We start from the raw sequence: 18,553 nt of genomic DNA, 5'->3' as shown, positions 1-18,553 counted from the left end.
TAGTGCATGGGCGTTAGACGCGCCATTGCTACCAGAAGTAAGGCCGTACCTTAAGGGAGACTTGCTAAAATTGCTTTGGCAATTTCAGTGAAACCCAACCCACCTCGGTCCTTGGAGACATAGGTGGGTTTGTTTTTTATCTGATCGATGAAGTTTTGAATGTTGGCCACGGCGAAGCTGTGCGGGAAGTAGGCGAACATGGGTTCATCATTCGGGGAATCGCCCGAGAATCCGCAAACTCTTTTAGCGTCTTCCGCAGTCACGCCGAATTCTTTTTCCAGAAATCTTAGAGACATGGTCAGTTTGTCATAGCTTCCGAACCAGCCATTCACATGAATGGAGCTGACTTTGGCTTGGGCTCCATGCTGATGGAAGATGTCCACGATCTTTTGCACCTCGGATTTCGGCAGGGCAGGGACGTCTTCGCAGAAGTCGATGGCCAAATCCATCAATCGGCAGAACTGATCGCTGGCCAGATCGCAGCCGGGAACCTTCTGCAGAATTTCTTTTTCAAGTTGCTGAAGTTTTGTGCGATTTTCTTTTTGAGTTTTTTCATCAAAGAAGAAATGGCGATGCATGGTTTTGTTGTGATAGCGGAAATAAAAGCCACCGTTTTCACCGACAATACCACTGACCGGCCAGACGCGGGCGATCATTTCACACCATCCGGCAGGACGTCCGGTGACGGGGATGACGTGAATGCCGGCACGATGAAGAGCCCACAGGGCTTCGTAAGCTTCTGGACCTAACTGTCCTTCGTCAGTCAGAGTGTCATCGATATCAGTCAGCAGAAAGCGCAAAGGGCTGGAAAATTCAGAGGCATTTTTCATCCTTGCAGTATAGCCGGACATCGAGCCAAGGTCTAAGTTGATATGGCTCGTCAAAGTTTAGACTTGCGCCAGGACGCTTTCACCTTCATGTTTTGTCTATTATATAGGGGCCGCTACAGCTTCTCATCTTGATGACGGCCCCTAGACGAAGGGCTTAAAGTCATGGCAAAAAAAAGCGACGCATCAGACGGAATCAAATTAGTCATCGTGGAGTCTCCCACGAAGGCTAAGACCATCCGTAAGTTCTTGGGTAAAGATTATGTCGTGGAATCCTGCATGGGACACATCCGCGATTTGCCTCAATCTGCCAAAGACATCCCTGAGAAGGTCAAAAAAGAAAAATGGGCTCAGTTGGGTGTGAACGTCGATAAGAACTTCGAGCCGCTGTACTGCGTCCCCAAGGACAAAACCAAAGTCGTCAAGAATCTCAAAGACAAACTTGAAGAAGCCTCAGAGCTGTATCTGGCAACGGATGAAGACCGTGAAGGGGAATCCATCAGCTGGCACTTGTTGGAAGTGCTAAAACCGAAAGTTCCAACCAAACGCATGGTGTTCCATGAGATCACCAAGGACGCGATTCAAAAAGCTTTGAAAGACACCCGCGAAATCGACTTCAACCTGGTGCGCGCCCAAGAGGCTCGTCGTGTGCTGGATCGTTTGGTGGGTTATACGATTTCTCCGCTGCTGTGGAAAAAAGTAGCTTACGGTCTTTCCGCCGGCCGTGTTCAGTCCGTGGCGGTGCGCCTGATTGTGGAAAGGGAACTAGAGCGCGTGCGCTTTAAAAAGTCCTCTTACTGGGGTGTGCTGGCGGAACTCAGCAAAGACGGGGTGAACTTCGAATCCCGCCTGCAACAATACAAAAATCAGCGTGTGGCGACAGGGAAGGATTTTGACGGTCTGACTGGTCAGTTGACCGCGGGTAAAGACGTTCTGGTGCTGGATGAAAAAACGGCTGGCAAGTTGTCCATGGATTTGAAATCCGGCAACTGGCAGGTGACAGATGTCGAAGAAAAACCGACCTTCCGTAAACCCGCACCTCCGTTTATCACTTCTACTTTGCAACAGGAAGCCAATAGAAAGCTGGGATTGAGTTCCCGCGAAACCATGCAGGTTGCGCAGAAATTGTACGAACAAGGTTTCATCACCTATATGCGTACGGACTCCACCTTCCTGTCCAACGAGGCTATTACTGCGTCCCGCGAGTGCATCCAAAGCAAATACGGGAAAGAGTATCTGACTCCGCAGCCGCGCAATTACGCAGCCAAAAAAGTCAAAGGTGCCCAAGAGGCCCACGAAGCGATCCGTCCTGCCGGCAACCAGTTTATGGATCCGGATGAAACAGGTCTGACTGGCACTCAGTTCCGTTTGTATGATTTGATCTGGAAGCGCACTATCGCTTCTCAGATGGTGGATGCTCGTCAGAAACAAGTCAGCGCGAAGATCACTGTGGGTGATGCGCTGTTTGGGGCTTCCGGTATGACGATTGAATTCCCGGGCTTCTTGCGAGCTTACGTGGAAGGCAGTGATGATCCAGAAGCGGATTTGGCAGAACGCGAAGTGCGTTTGCCAGCGTTGAAAGTCAAAGACGCTGTGAAGTGTGCGAAGCTGGATCCGACTTCTCATGAAACAAAACCACCGGCTCGATACACCGAGGCCAGCCTTGTTCAGACAATGGAAAAAGAAGGCATCGGCCGTCCTTCCACGTACGCGTCTGTTATTGGGACCATCATTGATCGTGGCTATGTTCGTAAGAACGGAACGGCGCTGGTGCCGACATTCACGGCGATGATTGTTTCCAAATTACTAAGTCAGTATTTGTCCCAGTACGTGGATTTGGGCTTCACTTCTGAAATGGAGCAAAGCCTGGATAACATCGCTGATGGCGAATTGGACTGGGAAAGCTACTTGGCCTCCATTTACAAAGGGCCGAAAGGTCTTCGTGCCTTGGTGGACAGTCAGGGTGACAAGATTGATCCGAATGAAGCCCGAACCATGACCCTGGAAGGCATGGATAAGTATAAATTCCATGTTGGTCGTTACGGTGCTTATGTGACAACTCAGCGTGATGGCGAAGATGTGAGCGCATCTTTGCCGGATAATGAGTCTCCGGCGGATATCACTCCGGAAATCGCGGAAAAACTGATCGATCAAAAAATTAACGGCGCAGACTCTTTGGGGAATGATCCAGAGACTGACTTGCCGGTGTATGTCTTAAATGGCCGCTATGGACCTTATGTGCAATTGGGGGATGTGACTCCGGAAGACGACAAGCCAAAACGCGCGTCGTTGCCTCCTGGAACTCAGCCGGAACAAGTGGACCTGGCCATGGCGTTAAGCCTTCTTTCTTTGCCAAAGACTTTGGGAACTCACCCGGGCACAGGCAAAGAAATCAAAGCAGGTTTGGGTCGTTTTGGTCCATTCGTGGTTCATGACGGGGATTATCGTTCGATTCCTAAGGGTGAAAGCATCTTCAACATCACCTTGGAAAAAGCTCTGGAGATGCTGGCGCAACCGAAAAAAGGACGTGGCCGTGCGGCTCCACTGAAAGAGCTGGGCGTGCATCCGGAAACGGGTGATGCGATTCAGGTCTTCAACGGTCCTTATGGTCCTTACATCAAATCTGGTAAGGTCAATGTTTCATTGCCGGAAGGGTCAACTCCCGACACGGTCACTTTGGAACAGGCCGTGGCCTTGATTAATGAAAAGGGCCCGGCTAAGGGCAAAGGTAAAGGGAAGGCAAAAGCCGCCCCGAAAGCCAAGGTTGCCAAGGCAGCTGGTGAAAAAGCGGCTCCTAAAAAGCCGGCTTTGAAGAAAGCGGCCACGGCGAAAGAGAAAGCCGAAGCCTTGGGTGTCAAAAAAGTAGTCACTCGCAAGGCGAAGAAGTAATTTGTTCAGGCCCCTTTTCGGGGCCTTTTTTATTTGGTAAATTCAACCCACTGTTTAGCTTGAAAAACTTGGAAGGAACGGTCGGTATGAGTGACAGTCCCCTGAAGGGACAATTGGAACTGGGGATTAATCGCCCCAAAGAGAAGGATAGAAACTTCCATCTTGGAGGTCGCAGTTTCTATTTCTTCGATTTCGACGACAATATTGCGTTCCTGACCACGCCTTTGATTTTATTCCATAAGAAAGATCGCTCTGAAGTGCAAATCTCCAGCGGGGACTTTGCCCAGTATCACCAGTCCATTGGTGAATCCGGTCCTTTTGCCGATTACCAAATTGATTTCTGTGATGCGACTGGCACCTTTAGAAATTTCCGCGATGTCCATTTGGATGAGCTGGAAAAAATGAACGGTAAGAAGCAGATTTTTGTTCAAGACGTTGCTGCGGCCTTGGGTTTTCCGGACTTCCAGTGGAAGGGACCTTCCTGGGAATGTTTCTACCACGCCGCCTTCAATCAGCGTCCACTTTCCGTGATCACAGCCCGTGGTCATCATCCGGAAACTCTCAAGGATGGCATCCGCGTCTTTGTGCAGAATAAAGTTTTGCCGCTAGAGCCCAACTATCTCAGCGTTTATCCGGTGAGCCACAAAGAGACGCGGGTCTTGCTGGGTGATTCGGACTTCAAAGCAGGTACAGCGGAGTTGAAGCAGCGGGCTATTCGCGCCAGTGTTGAGCAGGCCATTGAAACTTATGGTTACAATGCCCACCATCGATTCGGGATGTCTGATGACGATCCCAAGAATATCCAGCTGATCGTCGAGGAAATGACCCGACTAAAGGCTAGGTATCCGGAGATGTCCTTCTTCATGATCGAAACTCAACACGGAAGCTTTATTAAGCACGAAGTCAAATTGAGCGGGCTTCGTGGTGACAAAGTGGACAACCTCTCACAACTGTCTTTCTTTGAAGAAGATCGACGAAAGTCTTAAGAATCCTTTCTACGTCCTAATTTATGACGAGCTTCATAAATTGAATGCTCTCTGCTAAATCTTTGATAATCTAATGCAATTAGGATTGCTCCCGTTCGGGGAGTCACGGAAGGATCATCATGAGTTCATTCTCGAAAGGCATTAGAGGTTTGGTTGTTGCTGGTTCATTGGCAGTTTCTTCACTGGCCTCCGCACAACTTAAAGAGGGCCTAGAGTGCCGCTATCTGACAGTCATTGAACAAGGCTTTTTGGCGAATCACGTTAAGTACACGAATCGAGATACAGATCTTCAGAATCGCGTTGTTGAGCAATACCTGAAAAGACTTGATCCTTCAAAAATCTATATGACCCAGGCTGATGTGGATGCAATTCGAAAAGCGGCCGGGAATGTTTTTGAAAAAACAAAAAATCGTGACTGTTCTTTCCTTGATCAAGCACAAAAGATCGTTCTTGAGCGAGTGAAAGACCGTGCTGAGTTTGCAAAAAAGTATCTGGGCAAAGACTTCAAGTTTGATGAAAAAACAGAATTTGTTTTTGATCCGGAAAAAAAGGCCTGGCCGAAAGACGCCAACGAAGCCAACGAATACCTGAAAAAGTACATTCAGTTCCAGATCGGGAACTACATGGCAACAGACATGAAAATGGATGAAGCCAAAAAGAATGTGATCAAAAACTACGAACGCGCGGTGAAGAGAACGCAAGAGACAACCCAGGATGACCTGTACTCTGGTTATCTGGACTCTTTCGCTCGTGCTTTGGATCCGCACTCCAGCTTCTTCTCACGTGACGTTTTGGAAGACTTTGAAATCCAGATGCGTTTGTCCTTGGAAGGTATCGGGGCGACTCTTTCCTCTCAGGATGGTTTCACAGTGGTGGAACAACTGGTTCCAGGTGGAGCTGCAGCAAAATCCGGTTTGATTGAGCCACAAGACAAGATCATTGCTGTAGGTCAGGAAAAAGGACCTATGGAAAACGTGATCGATCAGGATTTGAAAGACGTTGTTAAAAAAATCCGCGGGAACAAAGGTACAAAAGTTCGCCTGACCATCTTGAGAAAATCCGGCGAGGGGAAGAAGCGTTTCGACGTTACTTTGACTCGTGAAAAAGTGAACTTGGAAGACGAAGCAGCTTCCATCATTTATCAGGATCGTGAAATCAACGGTCAGAAGAAGAAAGTGGGTATCATCAACTTCCCATCTTTCTATGCTGACTCCCGCCGTGGTGGCAGATCTTCTGCGGCTGACATGAAGAAACTGATCAAGGAAGCCAACGAAAAGAAAGTGGACGGCCTGGTGTTGGATCTTTCCAACAACGGTGGTGGTTCTCTTGAAGACGCGGTGAAAATCGCCGGTTTGTTCTTCCAGACTGGTAACGTGGTGAAGCAGTCTTCTAAAAACGAAGGCCGCGCCGAATCGGCTTTGCGTGATACAGATCCCATGGTGGATTGGGCAGGCCCACTGGTTGTACTGACCAGCCGTATATCAGCTTCAGCCTCTGAGATCGTGTCCGGTACTTTGCAGGATTACAAGCGTGCGGTGATCGTTGGTGGTGACCACACTTATGGTAAAGGCAGTGTTCAATCTGTTCTTCCTATCCCGAACAATCTGGGGGCGATCAAAGTAACAGTGGGCATGTTCTTCATCCCGGGTGGTAAATCCACTCAACACCGTGGTGTGGATGCCGACGTGGTTCTGCCTGGTCCGTTCAGCACGGATGATATCGGTGAAAAGTACATGGACTACTCTTTGCCGCCAAAAACAATCGAGTCCTTCCTGTCTCCGGATGCTTACGTGAAAGAAGGCCCAGGGGCTTGGAAAGAGATCAAGCCGGAGTGGCTGAAGTCTTTGCGTGAAAGATCTTCTGAGCGCGTCGCGAAGAACGATGAATTCAAAAAGATTGTTGATGAGCTGAATAAGGCAAAATCCCGCGGTAAAGTCATCCGCGTCAGCGAAGTTCTTAAAGATAAGAACGAAAAAGAAAAGAAAGAAAAAGCTAAAAAGACCGCTAGTAAGGCGAAGAAAAATGAAGAGTACTTGAAGCGTCCTGATATTCAGGAAGCGGAGAATGTTCTTCTGGATCTGATTCAGTTGGAAGAGGGGAAAGCCCTTGTCCCGCAGAAGCAGGCCAATGCCAAATAGTGTGACTTAATAGAGAGCGATACGTTGTTGTTGAAAAGCCCGGGCAAAAAACCCGGGCTTTTTTTATCCGCGAGTGGTGAAAAGGGCCCATCTCCTGCGTTGTCGGGGCGCCTTCTCGCTCCGACGTGCAGGGAGCACGCCTGCGCTGCGAGGGCGCCCCTCCGCCTTGGATATGGACCCTTTTGACCACTCGCTCTTTCCCGGTTTCGGGGGACTAGCTGGGCGGCCCTTCGGGCCTTGCCGCCGCCTTTGGGGGAGGCAGAGGGGGCGGTGGTGGTTGGGGGACGTGAGTTAGCTTATTTTTTGGGCATTTTTTATGGGTTTTATAGGGGGTGGGGCTTGTTTATTGGCTTTGGGGCAAGGGTGGTTTTTGAGGGTTGATTGGGCGTGACAAAGGGTTGTGTTTTCGCTTAGATAGACGCGATTAATGGAGGCCCTAGAGATGTCTAAAAAGACCACTGTGAAAACAGGGGGTAAGGCAGCTGTTGGTAAGACAACCAAGAAAGCTGCGAAACCTGCTGCGAAGTCCACTGTGAAAGCTTCTAAGAAAGCTGCTGCTCCTGCGAAAAAGAAGCAGAGCTTTGGTGGATTGTCTGAAGAAATTCTTTTGCGTATGCATGACCTGATGGTCAAGTCGCGCGTTCTGGAAGAGCGTTTAATCAAAATCTACAAAGCTGGTGAGGCTTACTTCTGGATCGGTGGTCCTGGTGAGGAAGCTTGGGGTGTTCCACTCGGAATGCTCGCGCGCAAAGGCTCTGGTCCCGAGAACGACTGGTTCCACTTGCACTATCGTTGTACGCCAACGATGGTCGCATTGGGCATGGACATGATCGACTCCATTCGTTTGATGATGAATCGTGCGACGGATCCATCCACAGGTGGTCGTAACTTCTCCAGTCACTACTGTTTCCCGAAGTGGAATGTGGCTCCGGTGACTTCTCCGTTGGAGGTTCAATATCCGATCGCTTGCGGTACGGCTCACGTGCAAAAGCGTGTGGGTAAGGGTGCCATTTCCATCGTGACTGGCGGTGACGCTGGGACTGCCGAAGGTGACTTCGCGTCCTGTTTGATTCTTGCGTCCCGCAAAGGGCAGGAGCTTCCGATGTTGATCACCGTTCAGAACAACGGTTACGGCATTTCGACTCCGTACGAAGGTCAGCACGGTGAAACGAACATCGCCGACCGCGCTGCTGCGTTCAACATCCGTTCCCGCGTGATCAATGGCAATGACCCGATTGAAACTTATCTGGCTCTGAAAGAAGAGATGGAATACATCCGTAAAACCGGTAAACCATCCTTCATCGAAGCTAGAGTGACTCGTTTGTACGGTCACTCTTCTGCTGACGGCGCCAATAAAAAGCCACACTTGTTTGATCCGGTTCTGACTTTCGAGAAAAACCTGATCGACGCTGGTATTCTTGATCCAAAGACGGCGAAGAAGATCTGGGAAAATTATGAAGCCGAAGGCGTCAGCGCCCAGGAACAAGCCCGTCAGGAACCGGTACCGACTCCGGAGTCTGTTTGGGATCATGTCTTTGTTAACAACGAAAATGCAGATTGGAGAAAATTCTAATGGCAAGTATTGCTCAGGCCATCAGAATGGCCCTTCACTATGGTGAAGCCAACATGGGAGTTAAAGACATCTTCGGTCAGGACGTGGGCGCGCCATTGGGTGGTGTGTTCACGGCGACTCAAGGTTTGGAAACTGCGTGGAACTCCACACTGGATGAACGTGGGATCATCAGCATGGCGATGGGTATCGCGATGGCGGGTGACCGCTGTGTGGCTGAAATCCAGTTTGCGGATTATATTTTCAACACCATCGATCTTTTGAAAATCGCCGGCAACACTTTGTGGTGCACCAACGGTCAGATCCAACTGCCAATGGTGGTGATGACTCCGGTGGGTGCGGGGATCTTTGGTTCCGTTTACCACTCTCACTCTTTCGATGCGTGGGCCTCCCGCCTGCAAGGCTGGAAGATCGTGATGCCGTCCAACCCGTTGGATGCCTACGGTTTGATGCTTTCTGCTATCGAAGATCCAAATCCGGTTCTTTATTTGAAATCCAAGGCGTTGATGCGCCATAAGGGCGATGAGCTGATCCCAGGTGAACCTGCGGATGAAAAAGAGCTCAAAGCCATGATCGACAAACCCGTTCAGAACTCTGAAGGCTGGAAGCCTCGCTGGCCGGAACTTGAAAAATACATGGTTCCAATCGGCAAAGGTAAGATCACTCACGCGGGTGAACATATCACGGTTGTTACTTACAGCCGCATGGTGCACTTGTGTGACGAGGTGGCGGTAAAGCTGGCGCAAGAAGGTATCTCAGTTGAGGTGATCGATCTTCGCTCGATCTATCCGTATGACTGGCCGATGATTAAAGAATCCATCGAAAAAACCGGTCGCGTGTTGTTCGTGAACGAGGACACTGAAGTGACCAACTTCGGAGAGCACTTGGCTTATCGTGCGACTCAAGAGTGCTTCTATCATCTGATGGCGCGTCCACGTGTGCTGGCGGGTAAAAACCTGCCGGGTATTGGTTTGCATCCGAATCTTGAAAAGAACTCTGTGCCACAGTTGCAGGATATTGAAACTGCAATTCGTGAAGTCGTTGCGGAAGTGCCTTAATGAGTAAAAAAGATCTTTCCCATCGCAAGAAGGTTCGTCGCCGGGTTGCCAAGAAAACCTCCAAGATGCAGTTTGATAAATACGAGCTGTATCGCAAGGCCGTGCAGTCGGCGGAAAATGACGTGCAGTTCATCCAGAATACATACCGGGAACTGAAGGGGAAAGCCCCTCGTCTATTCCGTGAGGACTTCTGCGGGACCTTTGCGTTGTCGACTGAATGGATTAAGCTTAATCCACGTCATGAAGCGATTGGGATTGATCTTGATCCGGAGCCAATGGCTTACGGAAAAAACAACTATCTGACCAAGCTCAAGCCCGAACAGCAGCGCCGAATGCGTTTGATCGAAGGCAATGTTCTGGATCCGAACCTGCCGAAGGCGGATATTGTGGCGGCGATGAATTTTTCATACTTCTGTTTTAAACAGCGGGAGTTGATGAAAAAGTATTTCACCAACGTCTATAAAACCCTGAGCAAAGACGGCATGTTCCTGGTGGACATCTTCGGCGGAAGTCAGTGCCACGACGCCATCGAAGACACGATCAAGCATGAAGGGTTCACCTACTATTGGGATCAGACGAACTTTGATCCTGTGACCAATGAAGCCCTTTTCCATATCCACTTCAAAGTGGGTGGGAAGAAGCTTGAGCAGGTGTTCACCTATGACTGGCGCTTGTGGACGATCCCGGAGATCAAGGACCTGATGCAGGAAGTGGGTTTCCGCAAGGTGCATGTGTTCTGGGAAGGCACCGCTCCGGATGGCTCCGGGGATGGCAACTTCACTCGGGTGGATCACGGCGAGGCTTGTGAAAGCTGGATTGCCTACGTAGTGGGTGAGAAATAGAAAATTGATCTGAAATGATATCTAATAAGGCGCTGATGGGGGACCCTCAGCGCCTTTTCTTTTGGCGCTCTTCTTGCTTTCTCGAGGATATGTAGATTGATAACAGGTTTAACCGCAGGTGGTGGCATCGAAAGACGCTGGACGGCTCTGGCTGTCTAGAACTTTGTCACTTCCGCCGGGGGCCTTTAAATTGATTCCAGATAGGAGCACCGGATGAAAAAGCTTGCAGTACTCTTGGCGGGAATGTTGGTTTCTGTCTTTGCCGAAGCCAAGGTTTTAGTGGTTTCCGATATCGATGACACCCTGAAGGTGTCCCATGTCCTTTCCAAAAAAGGGGCAGCGACTTCGTTTTTGGACGACGACAGTCTGTTTGTGGGAATGCCGGAAATCTTCCAGTTGTTAAACTATCAGCACGAGGATATCGAATTCCACTATGTCAGTCTGGCGCCCAAGGTTCTGATGAATGATCAGCACTCGGACTTCCTGGAAGAAAATGGTTTCCCGATCACTCAATTACACATGAACTCAGGAGTGAAACAAGACCCGGAACTAAAGCAAAAAGTCATTCGCAAGCTCTTGGCCACGAAGAAGCCGGAGCTGGTGATTTACTTTGGTGATAACGGGCAGTTTGATGCCATTGTCTATGATCAGATGGTCAAAGAGTTCCCGCAGATTCCGGCGGTGAGCTACATCCGCGAAGCTTACTCCCGACTGGATCGCTCGAAATATCCAACGATGGAAGGTCAGATTGGTTTTGTAACCAGTGTTGAAGTGACGATAGATCTGATTTCCAGAGGTCTTCTGTCCAAGAAAGCCTATTTGCCTATTGAAGGAATCGTTTACAAGCGCCTGCTGCGTGATGACGATCACGAAAGATTCGGTGAAATGGTGTTCCCATGGTGGCAGGACTGTCGTGATTTCAAATGGCAGTGGAACATCAAGAACCCATCCCAAAAACTGCAGATCATCCAAGCCGCCATCGAAAAGAAATGCGGAGGATAGTTTATGAGACGCTCGATCCTGCTCCTTTCTATTGGAATGACTTCACTGCTTTCGGCCTGTTCTTTTCAGAAGAACCCGAATAAGGAGCCCGTGACGAAAGTTATTGCCGTGGAGAAAGAAGTCAAGGTCGGGATGACTAAAGAAGAGCTCTATGAAGATGTTCAGGCAAATAAAAAACTTGGTTCTTCCGAGGTTCTTGTGCCCTTACGCCGGGTAGAGTTCAAGTTTTCCGCAGTAGAACAAGATCGCGATTCGGTAGTTGGCAAAGTTTCTGAAGCCACGAGCATTGGCTTTGATGGATTGGATCTTCGAGTTGAACCCCTCCATCATCGCGTTGGTGATGTGGTGGCGTAAGTAGGTCAAGATGTTGTCGAGATGCCGGCGCATGAGCTTGGCGACGTCGCTCATCGGTTTAAGCCTGGAGTGCGTCGCCCACCAATACCATCGGTCGAAGAACTTTCTCGCCGAAGCTTGATACGTGTAGCTCCAAAACTCCGAGAACATCTCCTTCATCGACCACGCTCGCCCTGATTTAAGTTTATCCATGCGAAGCTCGTTGAACCGAGAGGTCTCGGCATCGCTCATGTTCTCGGGGTTTTTCAGAAACAGATATTTCGCACCTTTGAGTGTCTCGACATCGTCTTTCATAAACGCCCGATGCTCTTGGCGCCTCACTTTGTCGACCGCATCGCCCAAGTATTTTGAGATGTGGAACTTGTCGTGCACGATGTCGGCTTGGGGCGCATTCGTCTTTGTTGACGTGATGAAGGCGTCCCACATATCCATCGCAACAGCATCGATGCCGGATCTCGTCTCCTCTGGAAGCTTCTGCCAGAGTGAGTCTGTGGCCTCAAGTGTTCTGCCTTCGACGACATCTAGAACGCGTGCACCACCGATGTCGGTCATCAGTGAGGCGTACTTGTGACCTTTCAAAAAACTTTTCTCATCGATACCGACGTGTTTGATCTCATCAAGCTTGCGACGCTCAAGACCGCGTTCGACCGCGCGCTTTTGGATGTGATGGACCTGGTCCCACGAAAGCCCTAAAAGCCTTGCCGCCTCTTTGAGGCTCTTGGCGGCAATCATGACGTCAATCGCGAGCCTCTCAAAAAGCAGAGTGAAGCGAGAGTTCGGACCAGCCCATGGGACGTTGATTGTCTTCGCCCCATGCTCCTTGCAATCTGATCTTGGTACACGTGAGCGAATGATCGTTTGAAATTGCATCGTGTCCAAATGCCGCCACCTGCGCTCCTCGCGGTGATCTTTGATCGAACACGATCGCCCGCACTCGGGGCACTCCGGCTCGTGGCCTTTCGACCACTCGACATCAACCTCGACGAGACGATTTACGGTATCAAGGTTGACGTTAGTGACTGACCACGGCGGCACAAGACCGAGAAGCTGCTCGAACAACTGGTGTGAATCGGATGGATTTCTCATCCGAAAATCGAAGCTCATAAATTAAGCGAATTCAATTCGTGCGCGCCGGGCTACCCACAAAAAACTCGGAATACCCAAAAACTTAGGTTCCCGGATAAGCTTAAATTAGCTTTGAAGAACGATGATGAAGAGCTTTTCGAGAAGCTGTTGCGCGAGGTGAAGAGCCACGAGATCAATGAGCTTGGAGAAGATGGTGACACAGCACTTTTGATGCTTCTTAAAATGGATGCCGATAAGGAGTATATTTTTAGCCTACTGAGAAACGGAGCCTCTCCCTATACACCTTCAAGAGGAGTGAGTGTAAGTTCATTTGATCTTTTAAAAGATAAAGACTCGTCCTGGGATGACATAAGGGCTCAGTTGCCATTTGTCGATGATGAGCTGCATAGATCTTTGGCGGCCAGTCTTTACCATACAGGGTTTATTATTGAGAGATATTTTCAAATTCGCTTTCCCTTTTTGAAAGAAGTAAAAGGGCGACCTTCAGCTTTAGAGCAACTGATGACCTTCCATTTTCAACATCGAAGAAATAACCAAGAGAATATTTGTCCAGAGTCAATGAGACCATTCTTGGGCTTAATAGAAAAGCTTGAGGGGCCAATTCAGGCAAAAGATCCTTTCGGGATGACATTGACCTTTTTTGTCATGGAAGACATAGGTGGATTTGATTTCTTTAGAGCAAAAATGGGAAGAGATTTTTCTGCAGAAGAAAGAGTTCTTTTATTGTCTTCTCTAAAGGATGCTAGTTTGACCTGGGTGCGAGATGCGCATTTCATTTTAAGTATCACTGATGACGAAATGAATCTTGTTAAGGATGCGTTGGAAAAAAACATCAGCAGCCGTAGTAAGAAACTCCTAAAAAAAGAGTTTCAGCGGGATACGGTGGAGCAGATGTTAAGGGAAAAGTACCCAGAATCCCACGAACAGTTGTTTGGCAGGCTAGAGTTAAATGAGATACAGCTTTATGCTGATAACGAATGTGGAGCATGTGAAGTTTTGAAGGAAACTAACTACGTCCGTAAGACTGAGAAATTGCATGACCTTCTGTTGAGGGAAGGTCATTATTACCCTGAATGCTTTTTAAAATAACGCAGTTAGCGCACGCCTGCACCGCCGCCGGAAGATGGCTGCTTTTTCAAGCCTGGAGGAGTTGGGTTGGAGAAGGGTTTGGGTTGCGTCTGATGTTCAGAACCCTTTGAGCCCGTGCAGAAATCCAGCTTGATATCACAAGCACTTGCCATGGATTTACAGAACTCCTGATTTTCGGCTGTGTTGTTTAGGAATGAATTTAGAAGAGGATCTCCTGCGCCATTTTGAATGCGATTGACCTCTTCAAGGCATGTATCAAGGCCGTTGGCCTTGTCTTTGGAAGCGATTATTTTTTTCACGTCGGATTTTCTTTCGCCCGAGACGTCATATTCGCTGGGGAATGCCTGCGATAGGCGTTCTTTAAAGCGGGATCTTCTTTCCTGACTTTTTTGATCAGTATAAAGAGGGTACTTGGCGTTAAAGTCTTCTTCCCCTTGTTTGTAATTACGATGAGGTTCAGGGCTACCAGCGATAAGGAAGTTCATTTTTTCCCCTGCATCCCATCCCCAGAAGCTGTCGTCGAATCCATAGTATTTACCCAGCTTGTTAATGGCGCCTTTATCTACACCTGAGCTGCGTGTAGTTGCCGGGTAGATGTAGGCTCTCCATTCGTCAGCCTTGATGTCTGATCTTGTCGGATCTTTAGGAGTTTTTGAGTTAGAGTAGTTCTGGCAGAAGCCGTAGTTACGAAGCATGGAAATAACCACTTTTTGGTAGTCTTCTTTCGCAGCATCACTTTCTACAATTGTTTTATTGGCTCCGCCTAATTTAAAGTTCTGTACAGCACTGGTGCCCAGCAACGCCAGCCACTTTTCGGAGGGTACGACCTCTCTATTGGGAGCTTTCTTTGCGAAGTACTTTTGAGCTCCGCAGGTAACGCATTGAAGATGGGCAAGTTTAAGATTGCCGCTGGAGCGGCAGTCGAACTCGTCATACCCCGCAACGGCTGTCGATGTGGCGAAAACAATAGCTGTGCCTAAAAGTGCCTTAGAGAACTGTTTCATCTTGTCTTCTCCTGATAAGATAAACCAGTTCTCTGTATCGGCTAAAAATCGGATTTCTTGAAGAGCGGACGAAGGTCCAGCCCGATCTCAGTCAGCTTGGGCTCAGGGAAGGCGGGGCCTCGGTGGATCACACACAAGACTGTGGAAACCTTCGCACCGATCGAGCGCAAATCCGCAGTGGAAAGAACCACCTGGCCGCCGGTGGTCACGACGTCTTCAATCACGCAGACGTTTTTACCAGAGATCTCAAGCCCCTCTGCGAACTTACAGGTGCCGTATTCTTTGGCTTCTTTACGAACGAAAACACAAGGGATGCCAGTTTCCAGGGACAGGGCCGTGGCGATCGGGATTCCGCCCATTTCAAGTCCGGCCAGAACTTCAGTGCCGGCGGGAATCAGAGGGGCCATCTGTTTTGCGATCTCGCGAAGCAAAGTGGGTTGTGCCTCAAAACGATACTTGTCGAAGTATTCGTTGGAGATTTGTCCGGAGCGCAATTTAAATTCTCCCGTCAGATGGGCAATGTCATAGATCTTCTTGGCAAGTTCTTGTCGAGTCATCGAGATAAGCCTTTTGCTAAGGGTTGGTGCCGGCGCGAAAAGTCTCTATTGCGCCCGCACTCCCAAAAGTAAGTCTGTACCTAGGTTTCTTCAAGCCACTTCTTGTATTCGGGATTAATTCCAAGGACGGGGAGAGTCATGATGCAAGGGACATCGTAGGGATGAAGCTCTTTGACTCTTTTTGTGACTAAGTCCTGTGCGTCAGAGGTTTTCAAGACTTTCAGGATCAAGATATGCTCAGAGCTTGTTTCTATTTTTCCTTCCCACCAGTACATCGATTCCATTCCTGGAATGATGTTGGCGCAGCCGATCAGTTTTTCTTCCAAAAGAGTTCTGGCGATCTTTTCGGCGCACGTTTTGTCAGGGCAGGGGATATAGAACAGGATCACAGCCTAGCTCCGGCGCAGTTTTTGTTTGCGCAGTTGCCATTGTTCCAAAGCGAACTTGCGCATGTCTTCCACGCTGTCCAGTTCGTCGACGATTTCAACACCCAACAGAGTTTCAACCGCGTCTTCCAGACTGACCAGGCCGGCGACGATGCCATATTCATCCACGGCCAAAGCCACGTGTTCTTTTTCTTTGATGAAGAAGTCCAAAACCTGGGACACGGTCATGCGTTCCGGGATGCTGGAGATCGGAGTTACAATATCACCGATCACTTTGTCGTGCTGGTCATTCGACAGGGCTTCGTGGATCTTGTAGCGATAGGTCATGCCGATGATGTTATCCAGGCTGCCATCGTAAACCGGAATGCGTGAGAAACGCAGCGGACGGTATTTGTTAAACACCTCTTCCACGGTTTGATCCTTGTCCAAAGCAAAGAACACGGATCTTGGGGTCATGATGTCAGACACATAGATCTTATCCAGCATCAGCAGGTTCTTGATGATGTTGGATTCTTTACCTTTTAAAGTTCCTTCTTCCACGCCGATTTCGGCGGTCATCAGGATCTCTTCACGGGTCACTTCCGGGTCTTCAGAGGTCTTTGCAAAAAAACGACCCAGCCATTCCGACATGATCACCAATGGATACAATATCAGGATCATGAATTGGATGGTGTAGGCGGCAAAGGGAACCAGGGCTTTCCAGTGGGCGGCGCCGACAGACTTGGGAATGATCTCAGACAGAATCAGGATCATGAAAGTCAGGGCAAAAGAGGCCACAGTGACGGCTTCTTGTCCGTATTGAATCTGAATCTGGTAGGCGATGGCAGCGGAACCCAAGGTGTGGGACAGGGTGTTCAGGGTCAGGATGGCAGAGATGGGGCGGTCGATGTTTTCTTTCAGATGTTCAAGAAGCTTTCCGCTTCTTTTATTCTCTTTGACCAGCACCCCGATGTACGCAGAGGTCGAGGTCAGAAGAACAGCTTCGAGCATTGAACACAAAAACGAGATACCGATGGTACTGATGAACAGAACAATAATAATTGTCATAGAGTGATGCTTAATTCAGAGAAGTTAAATGTGACGGGCCTAGGCCTATGATATTCCATATGAGGTCTTAGTGTACCACGATGGGGAAGGCCCCTGTCTATAACGCAACTTGCAAGAAGTCCTGTTATATTTGATTTAATTGAGCTTTTTGTGACTCGGCACTCCTTAAATGGGTGTTTTTGACCTTTCTAAGACCCCTTCATAGACTTTGGTAAAGTAAGAGGGAGTTCAGATGAATCTACGAAATTTAATGGTGATGGCCGCAATCATATTGTCCGGCGCGTTTGCAAGAGCTGAGGTGAAGGCCGAAACTGTGGAATACAAAGACGGCAAAACCATCCTGGAAGGATTTTTGGCCTATGACGAAGCGATCAAGGGCCCACGTCCGGCCGTCATTATCGTGCATCAGTGGATGGGTCTTACGGATCATGAAAAAAACAGTGCGCGTATGCTGGCGGAAAAGGGGTATGTCGTTTTAGCGGCTGATATCTATGGCAAGGGCAAGCGTCCCGGAAATCAGACAGAGGCCGGAAAACTGGCGGGTGAATACAAGGGGAACACCAAGCTTTTCCGGGAGCGTGAAAAGGCCGCGTTTGAGTTCTTGAAGAAAAACAAAAACGTCGATGCCAAGCACATTGTGATCATGGGCTATTGCTTCGGCGGGACCGGGGCTTTGGAAGCCGCTCGCTCGGGTCTTCCTGTTGTGGGGGCGGTGAGTGTGCATGGGGGATTGGCTTCGGGAAAACCTGAAGAGGCAAAGAATATCAAAGGCAAGGTTTTGGTTCTTCATGGAGCCATAGATCCCTATGTCCCCACCACCGAGGTGGAGGGATTCATGAAAGAGATGAACGATGCCAAAGTGGACTATCAGTTTATTGCTTACTCGGGTGCCGTTCATGCCTTTACTCAGAAAGAGGCTGGCAATGATCCGAGCAAAGGTGCTGCCTACAATGAAGCTGCGGCTCGCAGGTCCTGGCAGGCTTTGTTAACTTTCCTGGACGAAGTGGCGCCAGTGTCAGTTAAAAAATAAGCGTCTTTAAGCTGTCTAGAAACTGGACAAGCATGAAAATATGGCAAGGGTGGTGTCGTGGAATGGCTCTCGGGACCACCTTGTGCTAAAGACTCGTTTTGAAGACAAAAGGAGTCTAAGAATGAAAACTATCTTGTTGGCAGCCCTGCTTTCCGTAGCCTTTGCGGCCCCTACTTTCGCCAATATCACTTCTGGTGATCAGAACGTTGTTTCTGCAAAAAAAGGAAAAGGTAAAAGTGAGCCAGCTCCTAAAGACGGTGAAGAGCGTGGTGAGGAAAAAGATCCTCGCGAAGAAACTTACGAAGGCAATGACCGTGGTGGTGGTTCCTTTGATGGTGGTGGCTACGGCAGTGGCGGCTTCGATGGAGGCGGAGGCGGAATGATCGGTGAGATCTTCTCTGTGCCAAACTCCAAAACATATCCTGTGACATCCTCTACAAAAGTAGAAGATCGTGGTGATGTTCTAGTTTACACAACCCACACTCAAGAAGATATCAGCTATGATGAAACTTGCACGACCATCTCTGTGCTTGTTGTGGCTAAAGCTACAGGCAAAGTGATCTCTTCTGAAAGCCAGGAGTTCTGTAATCGCTGGCCGATGTAAAAGCTTATCTGTAAGAGTTCTCATTGAAAAGGGCTGGTATCGCCAGCCCTTTTTCATTTCTGAACACAGTAAAAAAGAAGCGGG

General features: G+C 49.0%; 16 protein-coding genes. 10 read left to right on the top strand and 6 right to left on the bottom strand.

Annotation, left to right across the window (positions count from 1 at the left end; all coding sequences use genetic code 11):
• Window positions 1-50: 50 nt before the first annotated feature.
• On the bottom strand, window positions 51-830 hold the full coding sequence (locus tag ACZ5ZV_RS15195) for an HAD family hydrolase (protein ID WP_464118042.1): 780 nt from the start codon (window positions 828-830) through the stop codon (window positions 51-53).
• A 162-nt stretch (window positions 831-992) separates the two neighbouring features.
• On the opposite strand from ACZ5ZV_RS15195, the gene topA reads away from it, so the two are divergent.
• The 7 genes from topA to ACZ5ZV_RS15160 all read left to right on the top strand — a co-directional run bounded on the left by topA (window position 993) and on the right by ACZ5ZV_RS15160 (window position 11,312).
• Window positions 993-3,716 (top strand): type I DNA topoisomerase, encoded by a 2,724-nt coding sequence (gene topA, locus ACZ5ZV_RS15190; protein ID WP_464118041.1) that lies wholly within the window; start codon window positions 993-995, stop codon window positions 3,714-3,716.
• Window positions 3,717-3,802: 86 nt separating this feature from the next.
• The gene (locus ACZ5ZV_RS15185) at window positions 3,803-4,702 is read left to right on the top strand and encodes a hypothetical protein (protein WP_464118040.1); all 900 of its coding nucleotides are present in this window, start codon (window positions 3,803-3,805) and stop codon (window positions 4,700-4,702) included.
• A gap of 119 nt (window positions 4,703-4,821) precedes the next feature.
• Window positions 4,822-6,840: a S41 family peptidase gene (locus ACZ5ZV_RS15180; RefSeq protein ID WP_464118039.1), complete on the top strand. Its 2,019-nt coding sequence runs from the start codon at window positions 4,822-4,824 to the stop codon at window positions 6,838-6,840.
• 442 nt (window positions 6,841-7,282) lie between these two features.
• On the top strand, window positions 7,283-8,413 hold the full coding sequence (locus ACZ5ZV_RS15175; RefSeq protein ID WP_464118038.1) for a thiamine pyrophosphate-dependent dehydrogenase E1 component subunit alpha: 1,131 nt from the start codon (window positions 7,283-7,285) through the stop codon (window positions 8,411-8,413).
• A complete protein-coding gene (locus tag ACZ5ZV_RS15170; RefSeq protein ID WP_464118037.1) occupies window positions 8,413-9,468 on the top strand; it encodes an alpha-ketoacid dehydrogenase subunit beta in 1,056 nt (351 codons plus the stop codon). The genes ACZ5ZV_RS15175 and ACZ5ZV_RS15170 overlap by 1 nt, the downstream gene beginning before the upstream one ends.
• A complete protein-coding gene (locus ACZ5ZV_RS15165) occupies window positions 9,468-10,310 on the top strand; it encodes a class I SAM-dependent methyltransferase (RefSeq protein WP_464118036.1) in 843 nt (280 codons plus the stop codon). The genes ACZ5ZV_RS15170 and ACZ5ZV_RS15165 overlap by 1 nt, the downstream gene beginning before the upstream one ends.
• 213 nt (window positions 10,311-10,523) lie before the next feature.
• Complete coding sequence (locus ACZ5ZV_RS15160) at window positions 10,524-11,312, top strand: phosphatase domain-containing protein (protein ID WP_464118035.1); 789 nt, start codon at window positions 10,524-10,526, stop codon at window positions 11,310-11,312.
• Between the two features lie 204 nt (window positions 11,313-11,516).
• Here the strand turns inward: ACZ5ZV_RS15160 and ACZ5ZV_RS15155 are convergent, their stop codons facing one another.
• On the bottom strand, window positions 11,517-12,752 hold the full coding sequence (locus tag ACZ5ZV_RS15155; RefSeq protein ID WP_464117565.1) for an ISL3 family transposase: 1,236 nt from the start codon (window positions 12,750-12,752) through the stop codon (window positions 11,517-11,519).
• Between the two features lie 111 nt (window positions 12,753-12,863).
• Between ACZ5ZV_RS15155 and ACZ5ZV_RS15150 the strand changes: the two genes are divergently transcribed.
• Window positions 12,864-13,841: a hypothetical protein gene (locus ACZ5ZV_RS15150; protein WP_464118034.1), complete on the top strand. Its 978-nt coding sequence runs from the start codon at window positions 12,864-12,866 to the stop codon at window positions 13,839-13,841.
• A 5-nt stretch (window positions 13,842-13,846) separates the two neighbouring features.
• On the opposite strand, the gene ACZ5ZV_RS15145 is transcribed toward ACZ5ZV_RS15150, so the two are convergent.
• The 4 genes from ACZ5ZV_RS15145 to ACZ5ZV_RS15130 form a co-directional block, all read right to left on the bottom strand.
• Window positions 13,847-14,845 carry a hypothetical protein gene (locus tag ACZ5ZV_RS15145; RefSeq protein ID WP_464118033.1) on the bottom strand — a complete coding sequence of 333 codons (999 nt, stop codon included), beginning with the start codon at window positions 14,843-14,845 and terminating at the stop codon, window positions 13,847-13,849.
• 41 nt (window positions 14,846-14,886) lie between these two features.
• Window positions 14,887-15,402 (bottom strand): orotate phosphoribosyltransferase, encoded by a 516-nt coding sequence (pyrE, locus tag ACZ5ZV_RS15140; RefSeq protein WP_464118032.1) that lies wholly within the window; start codon window positions 15,400-15,402, stop codon window positions 14,887-14,889.
• Between the two features lie 80 nt (window positions 15,403-15,482).
• Complete coding sequence (gene cutA, locus ACZ5ZV_RS15135) at window positions 15,483-15,791, bottom strand: divalent-cation tolerance protein CutA (RefSeq protein WP_464118031.1); 309 nt, start codon at window positions 15,789-15,791, stop codon at window positions 15,483-15,485.
• Between the two features lie 3 nt (window positions 15,792-15,794).
• A complete protein-coding gene (locus ACZ5ZV_RS15130) occupies window positions 15,795-16,835 on the bottom strand; it encodes a CNNM domain-containing protein (protein ID WP_464118030.1) in 1,041 nt (346 codons plus the stop codon).
• Between the two features lie 232 nt (window positions 16,836-17,067).
• Between ACZ5ZV_RS15130 and ACZ5ZV_RS15125 the strand changes: the two genes are divergently transcribed.
• Complete coding sequence (locus ACZ5ZV_RS15125; RefSeq protein WP_464118029.1) at window positions 17,068-17,865, top strand: dienelactone hydrolase family protein; 798 nt, start codon at window positions 17,068-17,070, stop codon at window positions 17,863-17,865.
• Window positions 17,866-17,986: 121 nt separating this feature from the next.
• Window positions 17,987-18,469 (top strand): hypothetical protein, encoded by a 483-nt coding sequence (locus ACZ5ZV_RS15120; RefSeq protein WP_464118028.1) that lies wholly within the window; start codon window positions 17,987-17,989, stop codon window positions 18,467-18,469.
• The last annotated feature ends 84 nt before the right edge of the window (window positions 18,470-18,553 follow it).

It is taken from the genome of Bdellovibrio sp. HAGR004 (assembly GCF_055397015.1).
The sequence above is the reverse complement of the archived record's forward strand: the minus strand, read 5'-3'. Positions and strand labels throughout refer to the sequence as shown.

Excerpts from the sequence above, each read along its gene's own strand:
- ACZ5ZV_RS15165 (WP_464118036.1), top strand. The coding sequence starts at position 9,468 with ATGAGTAAAAAAGATCTTTCCCATCGCAAGAAGGTTCGTCGCCGGGTT.
- ACZ5ZV_RS15170 (WP_464118037.1), top strand. The coding sequence starts at position 8,413 with ATGGCAAGTATTGCTCAGGCCATCAGAATGGCCCTTCACTATGGTGAA.
- ACZ5ZV_RS15145 (WP_464118033.1), bottom strand. The coding sequence starts at position 14,845 with ATGAAACAGTTCTCTAAGGCACTTTTAGGCACAGCTATTGTTTTCGCC.
- ACZ5ZV_RS15120 (WP_464118028.1), top strand. The coding sequence starts at position 17,987 with ATGAAAACTATCTTGTTGGCAGCCCTGCTTTCCGTAGCCTTTGCGGCC.
- topA (WP_464118041.1), top strand. The coding sequence starts at position 993 with ATGGCAAAAAAAAGCGACGCATCAGACGGAATCAAATTAGTCATCGTG.
- ACZ5ZV_RS15175 (WP_464118038.1), top strand. The coding sequence starts at position 7,283 with ATGTCTAAAAAGACCACTGTGAAAACAGGGGGTAAGGCAGCTGTTGGT.
- pyrE (WP_464118032.1), bottom strand. The coding sequence starts at position 15,402 with ATGACTCGACAAGAACTTGCCAAGAAGATCTATGACATTGCCCATCTG.
- ACZ5ZV_RS15195 (WP_464118042.1), bottom strand. The coding sequence starts at position 830 with ATGAAAAATGCCTCTGAATTTTCCAGCCCTTTGCGCTTTCTGCTGACT.
- ACZ5ZV_RS15155 (WP_464117565.1), bottom strand. The coding sequence starts at position 12,752 with ATGAGAAATCCATCCGATTCACACCAGTTGTTCGAGCAGCTTCTCGGT.
- ACZ5ZV_RS15130 (WP_464118030.1), bottom strand. The coding sequence starts at position 16,835 with ATGACAATTATTATTGTTCTGTTCATCAGTACCATCGGTATCTCGTTT.
- ACZ5ZV_RS15185 (WP_464118040.1), top strand. The coding sequence starts at position 3,803 with ATGAGTGACAGTCCCCTGAAGGGACAATTGGAACTGGGGATTAATCGC.
- ACZ5ZV_RS15125 (WP_464118029.1), top strand. The coding sequence starts at position 17,068 with ATGAATCTACGAAATTTAATGGTGATGGCCGCAATCATATTGTCCGGC.
- ACZ5ZV_RS15180 (WP_464118039.1), top strand. The coding sequence starts at position 4,822 with ATGAGTTCATTCTCGAAAGGCATTAGAGGTTTGGTTGTTGCTGGTTCA.
- ACZ5ZV_RS15160 (WP_464118035.1), top strand. The coding sequence starts at position 10,524 with ATGAAAAAGCTTGCAGTACTCTTGGCGGGAATGTTGGTTTCTGTCTTT.